Source organism: Streptomyces sp. NPDC057697 (assembly GCF_042799335.1).
In the GTDB taxonomy this organism is placed as follows: Bacteria; Actinomycetota; Actinomycetes; order Streptomycetales; family Streptomycetaceae; genus Streptomyces.
Genome location: NZ_JBHVJA010000001.1, coordinates 229,283 through 244,690, shown reverse-complemented (window position 1 = coordinate 244,690; position 15,408 = coordinate 229,283). Strand labels below are relative to the sequence as shown.

The window sequence follows — 15,408 nt, the reverse complement described above, 5'->3', positions numbered from 1 at the left end:
CGTCCCATCATGTAACCTGCACCAAATTTCGCAGAGGGCCAACGTCGTCCCTCGGCACTGCATATGCCACGACGACGACGGGAGAGCCAATGCGTTCCGACGCCTGGTCGCCCATGGACGGTCGCCCCGCCCAGCAGGGGATGTACGACCCCCGTAACGAGCACGACGCCTGCGGTGTCGGGTTCGTGGCCACTCTGACCGGTGTGGCCAGCCATGAGCTGGTCGAGCAGGCGCTGACCGTGCTGCGCAATCTCGAACACCGCGGTGCCACCGGATCCGAGCCCGACTCCGGCGACGGCGCCGGCATCCTCCTCCAGGTGCCGGACGCCTTCCTGCGGGACGAGACCGCCTTCGACCTCCCCGAAGCCGGTGCCTACGCCGTCGGAATCGCCTTCCTGCCCGCCGACGACTCCACCGAGGCCGTCCGCAAGCTGGAGAAGATCTCCGCCGAGGAGGGCCTCAAGGTCCTCGGCTGGCGCCAGGTCCCCGTCACCCCCGACATCCTCGGCAAGGGCGCCCGCGCCACCATGCCCGAGTTCCGGCAGCTCTTCGTCGCGGACGGCGGATCCACCGGCATCGCGCTCGACCGCAAGGCCTTCGTCCTGCGCAAGCGCGCCGAGCGGGAGGCCGGGGTGTACTTCCCCTCGCTCTCCGCCCGCACGATCGTCTACAAGGGCATGCTCACCACCGGGCAGCTGGAGCCGTTCTTCCCCGACCTCTCCGACCGCCGCTTCGCCACCGCGGTCGCCCTGGTCCACTCGCGGTTCTCCACCAACACCTTCCCGAGCTGGCCGCTCGCCCACCCGTACCGCTTCGTCGCGCACAACGGCGAGATCAACACGGTCAAGGGCAACCGCAACTGGATGAAGGCCCGCGAGTCCCAGCTCGCGTCCACCCTCTTCGGCGACGGACAGCTCGACCGGATCTTCCCCGTCTGCACCCCCGACGCCTCCGACTCCGCCTCCTTCGACGAGGTCCTGGAGCTGCTCCACCTCGGCGGCCGCTCGCTGCCGCACTCGGTGCTGATGATGGTCCCCGAGGCGTGGGAGAACCACGCGTCCATGGACCCGGCCCGCCGCGCCTTCTACCAGTACCACTCCACGATGATGGAGCCCTGGGACGGCCCGGCCTGCGTCACCTTCACCGACGGCACCCAGGTCGGCGCGGTCCTGGACCGCAACGGACTGCGACCCGGCCGTTACTGGGTCACCGACGACGGCCTCGTCGTGCTCTCCTCCGAGGTCGGCGTCCTGGACATCGACCCCGCCAAGGTCGTCCGCAAGGGCCGCCTCCAGCCCGGGAAGATGTTCCTCGTCGACACGGCCGAGGGCCGCATCATCGAGGACGACGAGATCAAGGCGTCCCTCGCCGCCGAGCAGCCGTACGAGGACTGGCTGGAGACCGGCGAGATCGAGCTGGAGGACCTCCCCGAGCGGGAACACATCGTGCACACGCACGCCTCCGTCACCCGCCGCCAGCAGACCTTCGGCTACACCGAGGAAGAGCTCCGCGTCATCCTCGCGCCGATGGCCCGCACCGCCGGAGAGCCGCTCGGCTCCATGGGCACGGACTCGCCGATCGCCGCTCTCTCCGAGCGCCCCCGGCTGCTCTTCGACTACTTCACCCAGCTGTTCGCGCAGGTCACCAACCCGCCGCTGGACGCCATCCGCGAGGAACTCGTCACCTCGCTGCGCTCCACGCTCGGCCCGTCCGGCAACCTGCTGGAGCCGACCGCTGCCTCGTGCCGCAGCGTCACCCTGCCGTTCCCGGTGATCGACAACGACGAGCTGGCCAAGCTGATACACATCAACGCCGACGGCGACATGCCGGGCATGAAGGCCGCCACGCTCTCCGGCCTCTACCGGGTCGGCGGCGGCGGCGAAGCCCTCGCCGCACGGATCGAGCAGATCTGCGCCGAGGTCGACGCCGCCATAGAGGACGGCGCCCGGCTGGTCGTCCTCTCCGACCGGCACTCCGACGCCGAGCACGCCCCGATCCCCTCGCTGCTGCTCACCTCGTCCGTCCACCACCACCTCATCCGCACCAAGCAGCGCACCCAGGTGGGGCTGCTGGTCGAGGCCGGGGACGTCCGCGAGGTCCACCACGTCGCCCTGCTCATCGGCTACGGCGCCGCCGCCGTCAACCCGTACCTCGCGATGGAATCCGTCGAGGACCTGGTCCGCGCCGGCACGTTCATCGAGGGCATCGAGTCCGAGCAGGCCATCCGCAACCTCATCCACGCGCTCGGCAAGGGCGTCCTGAAGGTCATGTCCAAGATGGGCATCTCCACGGTCGCCTCCTACCGGGGCGCCCAGGTCTTCGAGGCCGTCGGCCTGGACGAGGCCTTCGTCGCGAAGTACTTCAACGGCACCGCCACCAAGATCGGCGGCGCGGGCCTCGGCGTCATCGCCGACGAGGTCGCCGCCCGGCACGCCAAGGGCTACCCCGCCACCGGCATCTCCGCCTCGCACCGCGCGCTGGAGATCGGCGGCGAGTACCAGTGGCGCCGCGAGGGCGAACCGCACCTCTTCGACCCGGAGACCGTGTTCCGCCTCCAGCACGCCACGCGCAACAAGCGCTACGACATCTTCAAGAAGTACACCGACCGGGTGAACGAGCAGTCCGAGCGGCTGATGACGCTCCGTGGCCTCTTCGGCTTCAGGAGCGACCGCCAGGCGATCGACATCGACGAGGTCGAGTCCGTCTCCGACATCGTCAAGCGCTTCTCCACCGGCGCCATGTCGTACGGCTCCATCTCCCGCGAGGCCCACGAGACCCTCGCCATCGCCATGAACCAGCTGGGCGGCAAGTCCAACACCGGCGAGGGCGGCGAGGACGCCGACCGGCTCTACGACCCGGCCCGCCGCTCGTCCATCAAGCAGGTCGCCTCCGGCCGCTTCGGTGTGACCAGCGAGTACCTCGTCAACGCGGACGACATCCAGATCAAGATGGCGCAGGGCGCCAAGCCCGGCGAGGGCGGCCAGCTGCCCGGCCACAAGGTCTACCCGTGGGTCGCCAGGACCCGGCACTCCACCCCGGGCGTCGGCCTGATCTCCCCGCCGCCGCACCACGACATCTACTCCATCGAGGACCTGGCCCAGCTGATCCACGACCTCAAGAACGCCAACCCGGCGGCCCGCATCCACGTGAAGCTGGTCTCCGAGGTCGGCGTCGGCACGGTCGCCGCCGGAGTCTCCAAGGCGCACGCGGACGTCGTCCTGATCTCCGGCCACGACGGCGGAACCGGCGCCTCCCCGCTCACCTCCCTCAAGCACGCCGGCGGACCCTGGGAGCTCGGCCTCGCCGAGACCCAGCAGACCCTGCTGCTCAACGGCCTGCGCGACCGCATCGTCGTCCAGACCGACGGCCAGCTGAAGACCGGCCGCGACGTCGTCATCGCCGCACTGCTGGGCGCCGAGGAGTTCGGTTTCGCGACCGCGCCGCTCGTCGTCTCCGGCTGCGTCATGATGCGCGTCTGCCACCTCGACACCTGCCCGGTCGGCATCGCCACCCAGAACCCGGTCCTGCGCGACCGGTTCTCCGGCAAGGCCGAGTACGTCGTCAACTTCTTCGAGTTCATCGCCCAGGAAGTCCGCGAACTCCTCGCCGAGCTCGGCTTCCGTACGATCGAAGAGGCCGTCGGCCACGCCGAGCTGCTCGACACCGACCGCGCGATCACGCACTGGAAGGCACAGGGCCTCGACCTCAAGCCGCTGTTCCACGTCCCCGAACTGCCCGAGGGCGCGGTCCGCCACCAGCGGACCGAACAGGACCACGGCCTGTCCCGGGCCCTCGACAACGAGCTGATCAGGCTCGCCGCCGACGCCCTCGGCGCCGACAGCGCCGAGACCGCCCAGCCGGTCCGGGCCCAGATCGCGATCCGCAACATCAACCGCACCGTCGGCACCATGCTCGGCCACGAGGTGACGAAGAAGTTCGGCGGCGCCGGACTGCCGCAGGACACCATCGACATCACCTTCACCGGCTCCGCGGGCCAGTCCTTCGGCGCCTTCGTACCGAGCGGAGTGACGCTGCGCCTGGAGGGCGACGCCAACGACTACGTCGGCAAGGGCCTCTCCGGCGGCCGGATCGTCGTCCGCCCGGACCGCGGCGCCGACCACCTCGCCGAGTACTCCACCATCGCGGGCAACACCATCGCCTACGGCGCCACCGGCGGCGAACTCTTCCTGCGCGGCCGCACCGGCGAACGGTTCTGCGTCCGCAACTCCGGCGCCACCGTCGTCTCCGAAGGCGTGGGCGACCACGGCTGCGAGTACATGACCGGCGGCCACGCCGTGGTCCTCGGCGAGACCGGACGCAACTTCGCGGCCGGCATGTCCGGCGGCGTCGCGTACGTCCTCGACCTCGACCGCGACCACGTCAACGCGGGCAACCTCGGCGCGGTCGAGGAACTCTCCGACTCCGACAAGCGGTGGCTGCACGACGTCGTGCGCCGCCACCAGGAGGAGACCGGCTCCACCGTCGCCGAGAAGCTCCTCGCCGAGTGGGACACCGCCGTGGCCCGCTTCAGCAAGATCATCCCGTCCACCTACAAGGCAGTGCTCGCCGCCAAGGACGCCGCTGAGCTCGCCGGTCTCTCCGAGCAGGAGACCACCGAGAAGATGATGGAGGCGGCGACCCATGGCTGACCCCAAGGGCTTCCTGACCACCGGGCGCGAGGTCGCCCAGACCCGCCCCGTCGGCGAGCGCGTCAAGGACTGGAACGAGGTCTACGTTCCGGGCTCGCTGCTCCCGATCATCAGCAAGCAGGCCGGCCGCTGCATGGACTGCGGCATCCCGTTCTGCCACAACGGCTGCCCGCTCGGAAACCTCATCCCCGAGTGGAACGACTACGCCTACCGCGAGGACTGGTCGGCCGCGTCGGAGCGCCTGCACGCCACGAACAACTTCCCGGAGTTCACCGGGCGGCTCTGCCCGGCCCCGTGCGAGTCGGCGTGCGTGCTCGGCATCAACCAGCCCGCCGTCACCATCAAGAACGTCGAAGTCTCCATCATCGACAAGGCGTGGGACAGCGGCGACGTCACCCCGCAGCCGCCCGAGCGGCTCTCCGGCAAGACCGTCGCCGTGATCGGCTCGGGCCCGGCCGGTCTCGCCGCCGCCCAGCAGCTGACCCGGGCCGGCCACACCGTCGCCGTCTACGAGCGCGCGGACCGCATCGGGGGACTCCTCCGGTACGGCATCCCCGAGTTCAAGATGGAGAAGTCGCACATCAACCGCCGCATCGAGCAGATGCGCGCGGAAGGCACCAAGTTCCGCACCGAGACGGAGATCGGCCGCGACATCGACGCCGCCAAGCTCCGCCGCCGGTACGACGCGGTCGTCATCGCCGCCGGCGCCACCGTCTCGCGCGACCTGCCCGTCCCGGGCCGTGAGCTCAACGGCGTGCACTTCGCGATGGAGTACCTGCCGCTGGCCAACAAGGTGCAGGAGGGCGACCTGACGGTCTCCCCGATCACCGCCGAGGGCAAGCACGTCGTCGTCATCGGCGGCGGCGACACCGGCGCCGACTGCGTCGGCACCGCCCACCGCCAGGGCGCGCTCTCCGTCACCCAGCTGGAGATCATGCCCAGGCCCGGCGAGGACCGGAACGCCAACCAGCCCTGGCCGACCTTCCCGATGCTCTACAAGGTCACCTCCGCGCACGAGGAGGGCGGCGAGCGGGTGTACTCGGTCTCCACCACCCACTTCGAGGGCGACGAGGACGGCAACGTCCAGGCGCTGCACCTGGTCGAGGTGGAGTTCACGGACGGCAAACTGGAGCAGAAGCCCGGCACCGAGCGGAGCATCCCCGCCCAGCTCGTCACCCTCGCCATGGGCTTCACCGGCACCGACCAGGCCAACGGCCTGGTCCAGCAGTTCGGCCTGGAGCTCGACGAACGCGGCAACGTCGCACGCGACGCGGAGTACGCCACCAACGTCGGCGGAGTCTTCGTCGCCGGTGACGCCGGCCGCGGCCAGTCCCTCATCGTGTGGGCCATCGCCGAGGGCCGCTCCGCGGCCCGCGGAGTGGACCGCTTCCTGACCGGAGCCAGCGCCCTGCCGGCCCCGATCCGCCCGACGGACCGAGCACTGATGGTCTGATCACGGCACACAGAGACGTCCCGCACAACGGCGTGCGGAACTGAACGCGGCGCCTGCCCGTCCCCGACCGGACGATTCGGCAGGCGCCGTGGCGCGTCCGGGGCCCGAGGAGCCCCGCCCCCGGCTCAGCCCGTCAGCGCGGACGTCTTGAGCACCACCAGGAGCACCAGCACCGCCAGCAGCACCACACAGGCGGCGGCCTGGACCGTCGTACGGCGCTTCGCCGGGGCGTAGGCGTACGCGACGGTGACGAGGCCGCCCGTCAGCAGCCCGCCCAGGTGGCCCTGCCACGAGGCGAATCCGGCCGAGATCACCATCCAGAGCAGGAACCCGGCCATGAACCGGTTCACCGCCCGCATGTCACGGCCCAGACGCCGGTTGATGACATAGAACGCCGCCCCGAGACCGAAGATCGCACCCGAGGCGCCCACCGTGGCGTCGAACGGCGCGATCAGACAGACCAGCACCGAACCGCCCAGCGCGGACAGCAGATACAGCGCGAGGTAACGGGCCCGGCCCAGCTGCTCCTCCACGACCCGGCCCAGGTTCCACAGCGCGTACATGTTGAAGCCGATGTGCAGCAACCCGAACGGCACCGAACCCAGCGACGACCCGTCCGGCGGGAGATGCAGGAAGGCCCCGGTCAGCAGCCGGTACCACTCGCCGCCCACCAGACCGACCACGTCGAATCCGGGGAAGTCACCGGCCTGGTAGACATAGGCGCTCCCGTCCGGGCCGTTCAGCCCCGCACCGAGCATCGCGAACCGGTCGACGATCCCCGGGCGGACCAGCTCACCCACGTACGCCGCCATGTTGAGCCCGATCAGCACGTATGTGACCAGCGGCACCGCGGACCTCGGGACCGTGCCGCCGAACACCGTGCGCGCCCGCCGGACCGAACGCTGCCCCTCCTTCACGCACTCCACGCAGTGGTGGCCCACGGCGGCCTCCCGCATGCAGTCGGGGCAGATGAAGCGTTCGCAGCGGGTGCAGCTGACGTACGTCTCGTACGACGGGTGGCGGTAGCAGGTGGTGACCGCGGCGTCCACGGCAGGCTCCTTCACGGGTGGGCGGACACGAGCGGCCGGTGGGGCGGCGGCAGAACAAGATAGCGAACTCCGCCCGGCCGGGGCATATCTGGGTGGCTTACGCTCGGGTCCCGACACGTCGAGGATCGGAGACATCGCATGGCCGGCCCGCCCACCGCCGCACCTGGCCCGGCCATCGGCCTCGACACGGTCGAGCAGACCGCGCCGGCGCTGGTCAGCCTCTACAAGAGCGCCTCGGTCTCCCTGACGAAACACCGCCTGAGCGGCGAGCGGGCCGCGGTCTATCTGGTGCTCGACTACTCCGGCTCCATGCGGGAGTACTACCAGGACGGCAGCGTCCAGGCCCTGGCCGACCGGGTACTGGGACTCTCCGCCCATCTCGACGACGACGGCAGGGTCCCCCTCGTCCTCTTCTCCACGGACGTCGACGCCGTCACCGACATCGCGCTGGACAACCACCGCGGCCGGGTCGACGCCGTCGTGGCGGGCCTCGGACACATGGGGAGGACCAGCTACCACCTGGCCATGGACGCCGTCATCGACCACTACCTCGACAGCGGCTCCACCGCGCCCGCCCTCGTCGTCTTCCAGACGGACGGCGGACCGATCAGCAAACACGCGGCGGAACGTTACCTCTGCAAGGCGGCGAAGCTGCCGCTGTTCTGGCAGTTCATCGGCTTCGGCAACAAGCGGAGCAACCAGTTCGACTTCCTGCGCAGACTCGACGACCTGGCCGTGCCCGCCAAGCGCGCCGTCGACAACGCCGGTTTCTTCCACGCCGGACCCGACCCCCGGAAGGTCCCGGACGCCGAGCTGTACGACCGGCTCGTCGCCGAATTCCCGCACTGGCTGGCCGCGGCCAGGGCCCAGGGGATCGTCAAGTGACGGCGGCGCGGGTGCTGCGGGCGGCCGACCGCACGGCCACGCCCTGGAAGAACGGCGGGGGAGTCACCCGGGAGATCGCGGCGCACCCCGAGGGCGCTCCGCTGGACGACTTCGACTGGCGGGTCAGCCTCGCCGAGGTGACCGAGGACGGCCCCTTCTCCCCGTTCCCCGGCGTCGACCGCACCCTGACCGTCGTCGAGGGCGCCGGGATGGACCTCCTGGTGGACGGCGAGCACCACATCCTCGACGAGCCCTACTGGCCGCACGACTTCCCCGGTGACACGGAGACCCGGGGCGGGCTGCTCGGCGGCCCGGTCGTGAACGTCAACGTGATGTGCCGCAGGGGGCGGACGAGCGCGGCGGTCGCGGTGGTGCGCGGCACCGTCCGGCTGGCGGCGCCCCCGGGCGGGGCGGTCCTGGCCATCGCACTGGAGGACGGCGCGGTGCTCGACGGCACGGACACCCGGCTCGGCCGTTACGACGCCCTGCTGACCGGCGAGGGCACACCCGGCGTGCTCCGGACCCACGGCTGGGCCCTGCTGGTCACCCTGGCGGGGCGCCGGCCGTGACCGGGCCCGCCCGGCGCGCTCCCTCGGGCGCGTCCGGGAACCGGGCCGGGATACCGGACGGAAGATGTCGGGATTCCCCGATTCCATGGGCGCATGACACCGAGTTCCTGGGAAGGGTTCCGGTCGGCGGAGCCCGCCTTCGCCGACACCGTACGGACCCGCTTCGAGCAGTACCCGCACCACGTCCTGGCGACCCTGCGCGAGGACGGATCCCCGCGCGTGAGCGGACTGGAGGCGGACTTCCGCCTCGGTGAGCTGTGGCTCGGCATGATGCCGGACTCGCGCAAGGCGCTGGACCTGCTGCGCGATCCGCGGTTCGCGGTGCACGCCAACCCCGGGCCGGACGCCGCGATGGCCGACGGCGACGTACGGATCTCCGGCCGCGCCCTGCCGGAGAAGGACCCCGCGGTCCTGGCCCGCTACGGCGGGGAGACGGGAACCCCGGAGCCGTTCCACCTCTTCCGTACGCAACTCCGGGAGGTGGTCCGCACATCCGTGGACGCGCGGGAACGGGCGGTCGTGATCCAGGTGTGGCGGCCCGGCGCACCGGTGCGCACGATCCGCAGGTCCTGAGCGCGCCGTTCCGCCCGTCCCGGGCCGTCCCGCCCCGGGACGGGCGCCGCGGAGCCGGCGTCCGGGCGGAGAATGGCCGGGTGCCTACCAAGAAGAAGCCCCAGGCGACCCCCTCGCCCGAGCGGCGCCGGGAACTGCTCGCCACCGCGGCCGAGGTCTTCGCCGCCCAGGGATACAACGCCACCACCGTCCGCAAGATCGCGGACGCGGCCGGGATGCTCGCGGGCAGCCTCTACTACCACTTCGATTCCAAGGAATCGATGATCGACGAGATCCTCTCGACCTTCCTCGGCGAACTCTGGGAGGGGTACGACGCGGTCCTCGCCGCCGGACTGGCCCCCAGGCAGACCATCGAGGCGCTCGTCACCGAGTCCTTCCGGGAGATCGACCGGCACCGCGACGCGGTCGCCATCTACCAGAAGGAGGCCCGGCACCTGGCGGCCCAGCCGCGCTTCCAGTACCTCGTCGACTCCCAGCAGAGATTCGAGACGGCCTGGCTCGGCACGCTGGAACGCGGCGTCGCCGACCACAGCTTCCGCGCCGACCTCGACATCCGTCTCACCTACCGCTTCGTGCGCGACACCGTCTGGGTCGCGGCGTCCTGGTACCGGCCGGGCGGCCGGCACAGCCCCGAGGAGATCGCCCGCCAGTACCTCTCGATGGTCCTGGACGGCATCGCCCTCGACACCTGAGCCCGCGCACTGAGCCCGCGCACTGAGCCCGCGCACTGAGCCCGCGCACTGAGCCCGCGCACCCCGATCCGCCGCCCCGGAGGGCCCCGGTCACCCGCTCGGCGCAAACCGGAGCGGCAATCGGCGACCGCGCCCCCGCACGGGCCGGAGCCGGCCGCCGGTCGCGGCGGGGCGGTGGCCCTGCCCGGACCCGGCGGCCGGGTGAACGCGCCGCCCGCGGGCGGACCCGCCCACGGACCCCGCGCGACCCGCCGGCGAACCGCCCCGACACCGGGCGCGCCAACGATTTCTCCGTGTTCCGTGGCCGCCCCCGGCCAGTTACCGCAAGGGCCGGGAAGGAATCCGCCGACCGGCGCCCCGGTGTGTTCCCACCGCGGACCGGCGGAACGTGCTACGGTTGCCGAGTTGCAGTTTTGGTACCCATGAACTTTATGTGCGCCTGACGGGAATGCTTCCTCAGGCGCATTATTGTTTTCCGGCTTTCTCCGGATGGGGCTCAATGCGGCGACTTGAAATTCGTAAAGTGCGGATTTCCGGCACTGCACCTCTTTTAGGAGAATGACATGGCTACTGGAACCGTGAAGTGGTTCAACTCGGAAAAGGGCTTCGGCTTCATCGAGCAGGACGGCGGCGGCGCCGACGTCTTCGCCCACTACTCCAACATCGCCACCTCGGGCTTCCGTGAGCTCCAGGAGGGCCAGAAGGTCTCCTTCGACGTCACGCAGGGCCAGAAGGGCCCGCAGGCGGAGAACATCGTCCCGGCCTGATCGCCGGACGCGTACCTCGCAGCCGGGGCCCGCACCGTGAAGGTGCGGGTCCCGGCTTGTGCTGTCCCCGGGACATGGCGAACGAGCCCGTCCGGCCGCAGCACCCCGCAGCAGACCCACGCAGTTCTCAGGAACCCCTGGGACCTGACTTCGAAGTGCCGCCCGCGTGCGCTGCCCGGCACGCTCGACGCGTGGTCGGAGTTCCCGTGCATCCGGTACGGGGACGGTCCTCCGCCTCGCGCCCGCACGCACCGGACACCGCACGGCCCGGCCTCCGGCCGGACGACGGCACTTCGAAGACAGGCCCCAGGACTCCTCAGGAATCCCCCAGGAGGGCAATTCCGTATGACCCGCTCCGAACGCCAGGACCGACCCGCCCGCAACCGCCCGTCCAGGGGGCGCGGCACGGCCCCGGCAAAGGCAACCGCTAAGGGTTCCGGCAAGGGATCCGGCAAGGCGTCGCCCCGTCGCAGGGCCACGCCGCCGCAGGGCGAATTCGCCCTGCCGGAAACCATGACCCCCGCACTGCCCGCCGTAGAGGCGTTCGCCGAGCTGGACATGTCCGCAGCCCTGCTGAAAACCCTTGCCGCGCAGGGCGTCACCGACCCGTTCCCGATCCAGGGCGCCACCCTGCCGAACTCGCTCGCAGGCCGGGACATCCTCGGCCGCGGCCGTACCGGCTCCGGCAAGACCCTCGCCTTCGGCCTCGCCCTGCTGGCCCGCACCGCCGGACGGCGCGCCGAGCCGAAGGCGCCGCTGGCGCTCGTCCTCGTCCCGACCCGCGAGCTCGCCCAGCAGGTCACCGACGCGCTGACGCCGTACGCGACATCCGTGAACCTGCGCCTGGCCACCGTCGTCGGCGGCATGTCGATCACCAAGCAGTCCGGCACGCTGCGCCGCGGCGCCGAGGTGCTCGTCGCCACGCCCGGCCGGCTGAAGGACCTCATCGAGCGCGGCGACTGCCGTCTCGACCAGGTCGCCATCACCGTCCTCGACGAGGCCGACCAGATGGCCGACATGGGCTTCATGCCGCAGGTCGTCGCCCTGCTCAAGCAGGTCGAGCCGGACGGACAGCGGATGCTGTTCTCCGCGACGCTCGACAAGAACATCGACCGGCTGGTCAAGATGTTCCTGACCGACCCCGTCGTGCACTCCGTCGACCCCTCCGCGGGCGCGGTCACCACGATGGAGCACCACGTCCTGCACGTGGCCGACGAGACCGACAAGAAGGCCGTCGCCACCAGGATCGCCGCCCGCGACGGCCGGGTGATCATGTTCGTGGACACCAAGCGCGCCGCCGACCGGTTCGCCAAGCGGCTGCTCGCCAGCGGTGTACGGGCCGCCGCCCTGCACGGCGGGCGTTCCCAGCCGCAGCGCAACCGGACCCTGGAACAGTTCAAGAACGGCCAGGTCACCGCGCTCGTGGCGACGAACGTGGCGGCTCGCGGCATCCATGTCGACGATCTCGACCTGGTCGTGAACGTGGACCCGCCGACCGACCACAAGGACTACCTCCACCGCGGCGGGCGCACCGCGCGCGCCGGTGAGTCCGGCAGCGTCGTCACCCTGGTGCTGCCCGAGGAGAAGCGGGAGATGACCCGGCTGATGGCCGACGCGGGCATCGCTCCGCGGACCACCCGGATCAAGTCCAGCGACGAGGAGCTCACCCGGCTCACCGGGGCCCGTGAGCCGTCCGGTGTCGCGATCGTCATCGAGGTCCCGCAGCCGACCCCGCCGAAGCAGCGCACCCGCTCGGGCGGTGCCGGGGCGGGCGGCACCGGCTTCCGTTCGGGCAGCCGGGGCCGGGGCCGCCGCGGCGGTGCCGGACAGGGCGGCGGCGAGAGCCGCGGCACGGGCGGCGCTTCCCGCACCGCGGGTGCCGGCGCGGGCGGCGGCCGGGGCGGCGACTCGCGCGGCGCGGGTACCGGGCGCTCCGGCGCCGGGCGCGGCGGCGCGGCGGCGGGACGCGGTCGCAGGGCCGCGTAAGCGCCCGTACGCGACACGCGGCGAACGACGAGGGGCGCCCGGATCCGGTCCGGGCGCCCCTTCGCGTGTCCGTTCCCTCACGGGCGGCGGAGCCCGTCGATGAGGGGGAGGAGCTGGACGAGGAGCCCCACGTGGTCGGGGCCGAGCCGGGCGGCCACCGCGTCCTGCGAGAGCAGCCGCACCTGCTCGACCGGGTCGTTCAGCCGCAGCAGGAGGAAGGGCACCGCGAAGGGGTCCTCGGTGCCGGTGAGCCGTGCGACGCCGGCCTCCCGCAGATGGCCCGAGCGGTCGAACGACATCAGGGCGGCCAGGGCCATGCCGCCCCGGCCGTCGGTCCCGTCGGCCCGAATACCGTCTGCCCGAGTCCTGTCCGTCTGCGTCCCGTGGGCCTGAGTCCTGTCCGTCTGCGTCCCGTGAACCTGAGTCCCGCCCATCTGGGCCCTGTTCGTCTGCGTCCCGTGGGCCTGAGTCCCGTCCGTCTGGGCCCTGTCCGTCTGCGGCCCGTCGCCCGGCGTCCGGTCTCCGGCCAGGGCGTCGCGGCCGAGTGCGCCGAGGCTGTAGCGCCGGTTCCGGTAGGCCGATTCGAGGTGGATCAGTTCGTGCGGAGTCACCGTCCGGAGCGCGCTGTCGAGCCGGTGGCCCGCCGGTCCGGGCCCCTCGTCCCAGGAGAGGATCACGCGGGCGATGTGGTCCAGAAGCCACTCGTGCCGACCGGCCCCGTACACGGTCATCCCGCCTTCCCCGCATCCGTTGGTGCGGCCTCCCGGCCGCTCGGAATGCTACGTGGCGGGCTCCGTCGCCCGGCGGGCGGTCGGGCGGCTCAGGTGTCGCAGTCCAGGACCGTCCGGCACAGCCCGCACCGGGCCCGCACCCGGCCGCGTACCGGGACACGGATGCGCTGGTGGCAGGTGGGACACGCGAAGGAGACCGCCGGTCCGGCCGGGCCGCTCCCGAAGGCGTACGGAGCGCCGGGGGAGGCGGGGGCGCCCGGATCGTTCCTGGCGTGCCGCCGGTCCCTCGCGTAACGGCGGCGGTCCGCCCGGCCGGCCGCCGCGAGCGGTGGCTGTCGGAGGTCCCGCAGGGCCCGTTGCCGCCCCGCCGTGAACGCCTCGTAGGCCTGCGGGCTGGTGAACCACGGCGAGGGGTCCTCGTCGAAGGCGAACGCCCGCTTGGCGAGGACGTATCCGAACTCCTCGGGGGTGAGATAGCCGAGCTTCTGGCTGGAGACCGCGTCCTCGCGGAACGCGTCGAGCAGCAGCCAGCCCGCGCCGAGGTACGTGGTCACGGTGTCGGTGAGGATCTCGTTGTCGCGCGTTCCGGGGAACTCCAGGCCGAGGCGGTGCAGCAGCACATGGGTGACCTCGTGGGCGAGCGCGGCGCCGATGTCCCTGCGGTGGGTGCGGAAGCGGTCGTTGAGTTCGACGAAGTACTCCGGCCCCGCGGCCAGTTCGACACTGGCGGCGTGCTCCATCGCCCGGAAGCCGACGATCATCCGGGCCTCCGGCAGACGCAGGTGCCGGACCACCGACCGGGCCACCCGCTGGGCGCCGAGATGCAGATCCTCCTGGTCGGAGAAGGCCGCGTCGACGGGGGCGAGGCTCGTGGCGTAGCCGCGGACACCGTCGTACGAGAGCCGCCGGTACAGCGCCGTGATCGCGGACCTTACCGTTTCGAGGTGCGGGAAGCCGTGGACCACCGGGCTGTCGGTGCTCCGGGCGCGGTTCCGGCCGCCGTCCGCCATGTCCCTCCCCGTCCCGAGGATCGACCGGATCCCACTGTAGCCGCCGCACTGTGGATGATCTTGGCCGGAAAGTGATCCTTGTGGGGCGCGTGATCATTTCCCGATAATCCCAACCATGCCTTTGTCGGGGGCATGACCAACGTACGGTGCCGTGCCGTCCTCGGTCAGAACCCGACCCGGGCACAGGTACTCCCCACACGTACCCCCCACAAGCACCCCCCACGAAAGAAGGCAGTCCCTTGAAGCAGCTTCTGCGCGCAGTGAAGAGATGTTCCGTCATAGCCGCCGTCGTCCTCGCGGCCGTCAGCCTCCAGCCCGCCGGAGCATCCGCGGCCCCCCAGCCGGTCGTCGGCGGAACCCGCGCCGCCCAGGGCGAATTCCCCTTCATGGTCCGGCTCTCCATGGGCTGCGGCGGCGCCCTCTACGCCAAGGACATCGTCCTCACCGCCGCGCACTGCGTGGACGGCTCGGGCAACAACACCTCCATCACCGCCACCGCGGGCGTCGTCGACCTGCAGTCCTCCAGCGCCGTCAAGGTCAAGTCGACCAAGGTCCTCCAGGCCCCCGGCTACACCGGCGCGGGCAAGGACTGGGCACTCATCAAGCTCGCCAAGCCCATCGACCAGCCCACCCTGAAGATCGCCACCAACACCGCGTACAACAACGGCACCTTCACCATCGCCGGCTGGGGCGCGGCCACCGAAGGCGGCGCACAGCAGCGCTACCTCCTCAAGGCCACCGTGCCGTTCGTCTCCGACGCCGACTGCCAGGCCGCCTACGGCAGCGACCTCGTCCCCGGCGACGAGATCTGCGCCGGACTGATCGACACCGGCGGCGTCGACACCTGCCAGGGCGACTCCGGCGGCCCCATGTTCCGCAAGGACAACGCCGGAGCCTGGATCCAGGTCGGCATCGTCAGCTGGGGCCAGGGCTGCGCCGAACCCGGCTACCCCGGCGTCTACAGCGAGGTCTCGACGTTCGCCGCCAACATCGCGGCCGCCGCGGCCACGCTCTGACCCCGGGCCCGGCCGGGGCACCAGCCCC

General features: G+C 71.4%; 12 protein-coding genes. 9 read left to right on the top strand and 3 right to left on the bottom strand.

Features of this window, described 5'->3' with window-relative positions:
* Nucleotides 1-89: 89 nt before the first annotated feature.
* The gene (gene gltB / locus ACFVFH_RS01105) at nucleotides 90-4,649 is read left to right on the top strand and encodes a glutamate synthase large subunit (protein WP_383761635.1); all 4,560 of its coding nucleotides are present in this window, start codon (nucleotides 90-92) and stop codon (nucleotides 4,647-4,649) included.
* Entirely contained in the window at nucleotides 4,642-6,102 is a 1,461-nt protein-coding gene (locus ACFVFH_RS01100; RefSeq protein WP_383761632.1) for a glutamate synthase subunit beta, read from the top strand. Before gltB ends, ACFVFH_RS01100 begins: the two co-directional genes overlap by 8 nt.
* A gap of 125 nt (nucleotides 6,103-6,227) precedes the next feature.
* Here ACFVFH_RS01100 and ACFVFH_RS01095 read toward each other — a convergent pair whose 3' ends face one another.
* Nucleotides 6,228-7,151 (bottom strand): rhomboid family intramembrane serine protease, encoded by a 924-nt coding sequence (locus tag ACFVFH_RS01095; protein WP_383761629.1) that lies wholly within the window; start codon nucleotides 7,149-7,151, stop codon nucleotides 6,228-6,230.
* Between the two features lie 138 nt (nucleotides 7,152-7,289).
* On the opposite strand from ACFVFH_RS01095, the gene ACFVFH_RS01090 reads away from it, so the two are divergent.
* The 6 genes from ACFVFH_RS01090 to ACFVFH_RS01065 all read left to right on the top strand — a co-directional run bounded on the left by ACFVFH_RS01090 (nucleotide 7,290) and on the right by ACFVFH_RS01065 (nucleotide 12,623).
* Nucleotides 7,290-8,036: a vWA domain-containing protein gene (locus ACFVFH_RS01090; RefSeq protein WP_383761627.1), complete on the top strand. Its 747-nt coding sequence runs from the start codon at nucleotides 7,290-7,292 to the stop codon at nucleotides 8,034-8,036.
* The gene (locus tag ACFVFH_RS01085) at nucleotides 8,033-8,605 is read left to right on the top strand and encodes a HutD family protein (protein WP_383761624.1); all 573 of its coding nucleotides are present in this window, start codon (nucleotides 8,033-8,035) and stop codon (nucleotides 8,603-8,605) included. The genes ACFVFH_RS01090 and ACFVFH_RS01085 overlap by 4 nt, the downstream gene beginning before the upstream one ends.
* 93 nt (nucleotides 8,606-8,698) lie before the next feature.
* On the top strand, nucleotides 8,699-9,178 hold the full coding sequence (locus ACFVFH_RS01080; RefSeq protein ID WP_383761621.1) for a pyridoxamine 5'-phosphate oxidase family protein: 480 nt from the start codon (nucleotides 8,699-8,701) through the stop codon (nucleotides 9,176-9,178).
* A gap of 80 nt (nucleotides 9,179-9,258) precedes the next feature.
* Nucleotides 9,259-9,870: a TetR/AcrR family transcriptional regulator gene (locus ACFVFH_RS01075; RefSeq protein WP_383761619.1), complete on the top strand. Its 612-nt coding sequence runs from the start codon at nucleotides 9,259-9,261 to the stop codon at nucleotides 9,868-9,870.
* A gap of 563 nt (nucleotides 9,871-10,433) precedes the next feature.
* Complete coding sequence (locus ACFVFH_RS01070) at nucleotides 10,434-10,637, top strand: cold-shock protein (protein WP_003969786.1); 204 nt, start codon at nucleotides 10,434-10,436, stop codon at nucleotides 10,635-10,637.
* Nucleotides 10,638-10,982: 345 nt separating this feature from the next.
* Complete coding sequence (locus ACFVFH_RS01065) at nucleotides 10,983-12,623, top strand: DEAD/DEAH box helicase (protein WP_383761616.1); 1,641 nt, start codon at nucleotides 10,983-10,985, stop codon at nucleotides 12,621-12,623.
* A gap of 77 nt (nucleotides 12,624-12,700) precedes the next feature.
* Here the strand turns inward: ACFVFH_RS01065 and ACFVFH_RS01060 are convergent, their stop codons facing one another.
* Both ACFVFH_RS01060 and ACFVFH_RS01055 read right to left on the bottom strand, forming a co-directional pair.
* Complete coding sequence (locus tag ACFVFH_RS01060) at nucleotides 12,701-13,354, bottom strand: hypothetical protein (RefSeq protein ID WP_383761615.1); 654 nt, start codon at nucleotides 13,352-13,354, stop codon at nucleotides 12,701-12,703.
* A gap of 89 nt (nucleotides 13,355-13,443) precedes the next feature.
* Nucleotides 13,444-14,364 (bottom strand): hypothetical protein, encoded by a 921-nt coding sequence (locus tag ACFVFH_RS01055; protein ID WP_383761612.1) that lies wholly within the window; start codon nucleotides 14,362-14,364, stop codon nucleotides 13,444-13,446.
* A gap of 239 nt (nucleotides 14,365-14,603) precedes the next feature.
* On the opposite strand from ACFVFH_RS01055, the gene ACFVFH_RS01050 reads away from it, so the two are divergent.
* On the top strand, nucleotides 14,604-15,380 hold the full coding sequence (locus tag ACFVFH_RS01050) for a S1 family peptidase (protein WP_383761610.1): 777 nt from the start codon (nucleotides 14,604-14,606) through the stop codon (nucleotides 15,378-15,380).
* The last annotated feature ends 28 nt before the right edge of the window (nucleotides 15,381-15,408 follow it).

Coding starts and splice junctions, on each gene's coding strand:
- gltB (WP_383761635.1), top strand. CDS start 90: ATGCGTTCCGACGCCTGGTCGCCCATGGACGGTCGCCCCGCCCAGCAG.
- ACFVFH_RS01100 (WP_383761632.1), top strand. CDS start 4,642: ATGGCTGACCCCAAGGGCTTCCTGACCACCGGGCGCGAGGTCGCCCAG.
- ACFVFH_RS01090 (WP_383761627.1), top strand. CDS start 7,290: ATGGCCGGCCCGCCCACCGCCGCACCTGGCCCGGCCATCGGCCTCGAC.
- ACFVFH_RS01080 (WP_383761621.1), top strand. CDS start 8,699: ATGACACCGAGTTCCTGGGAAGGGTTCCGGTCGGCGGAGCCCGCCTTC.
- ACFVFH_RS01070 (WP_003969786.1), top strand. CDS start 10,434: ATGGCTACTGGAACCGTGAAGTGGTTCAACTCGGAAAAGGGCTTCGGC.
- ACFVFH_RS01065 (WP_383761616.1), top strand. CDS start 10,983: ATGACCCGCTCCGAACGCCAGGACCGACCCGCCCGCAACCGCCCGTCC.
- ACFVFH_RS01060 (WP_383761615.1), bottom strand. CDS start 13,354: ATGACCGTGTACGGGGCCGGTCGGCACGAGTGGCTTCTGGACCACATC.
- ACFVFH_RS01055 (WP_383761612.1), bottom strand. CDS start 14,364: ATGGCGGACGGCGGCCGGAACCGCGCCCGGAGCACCGACAGCCCGGTG.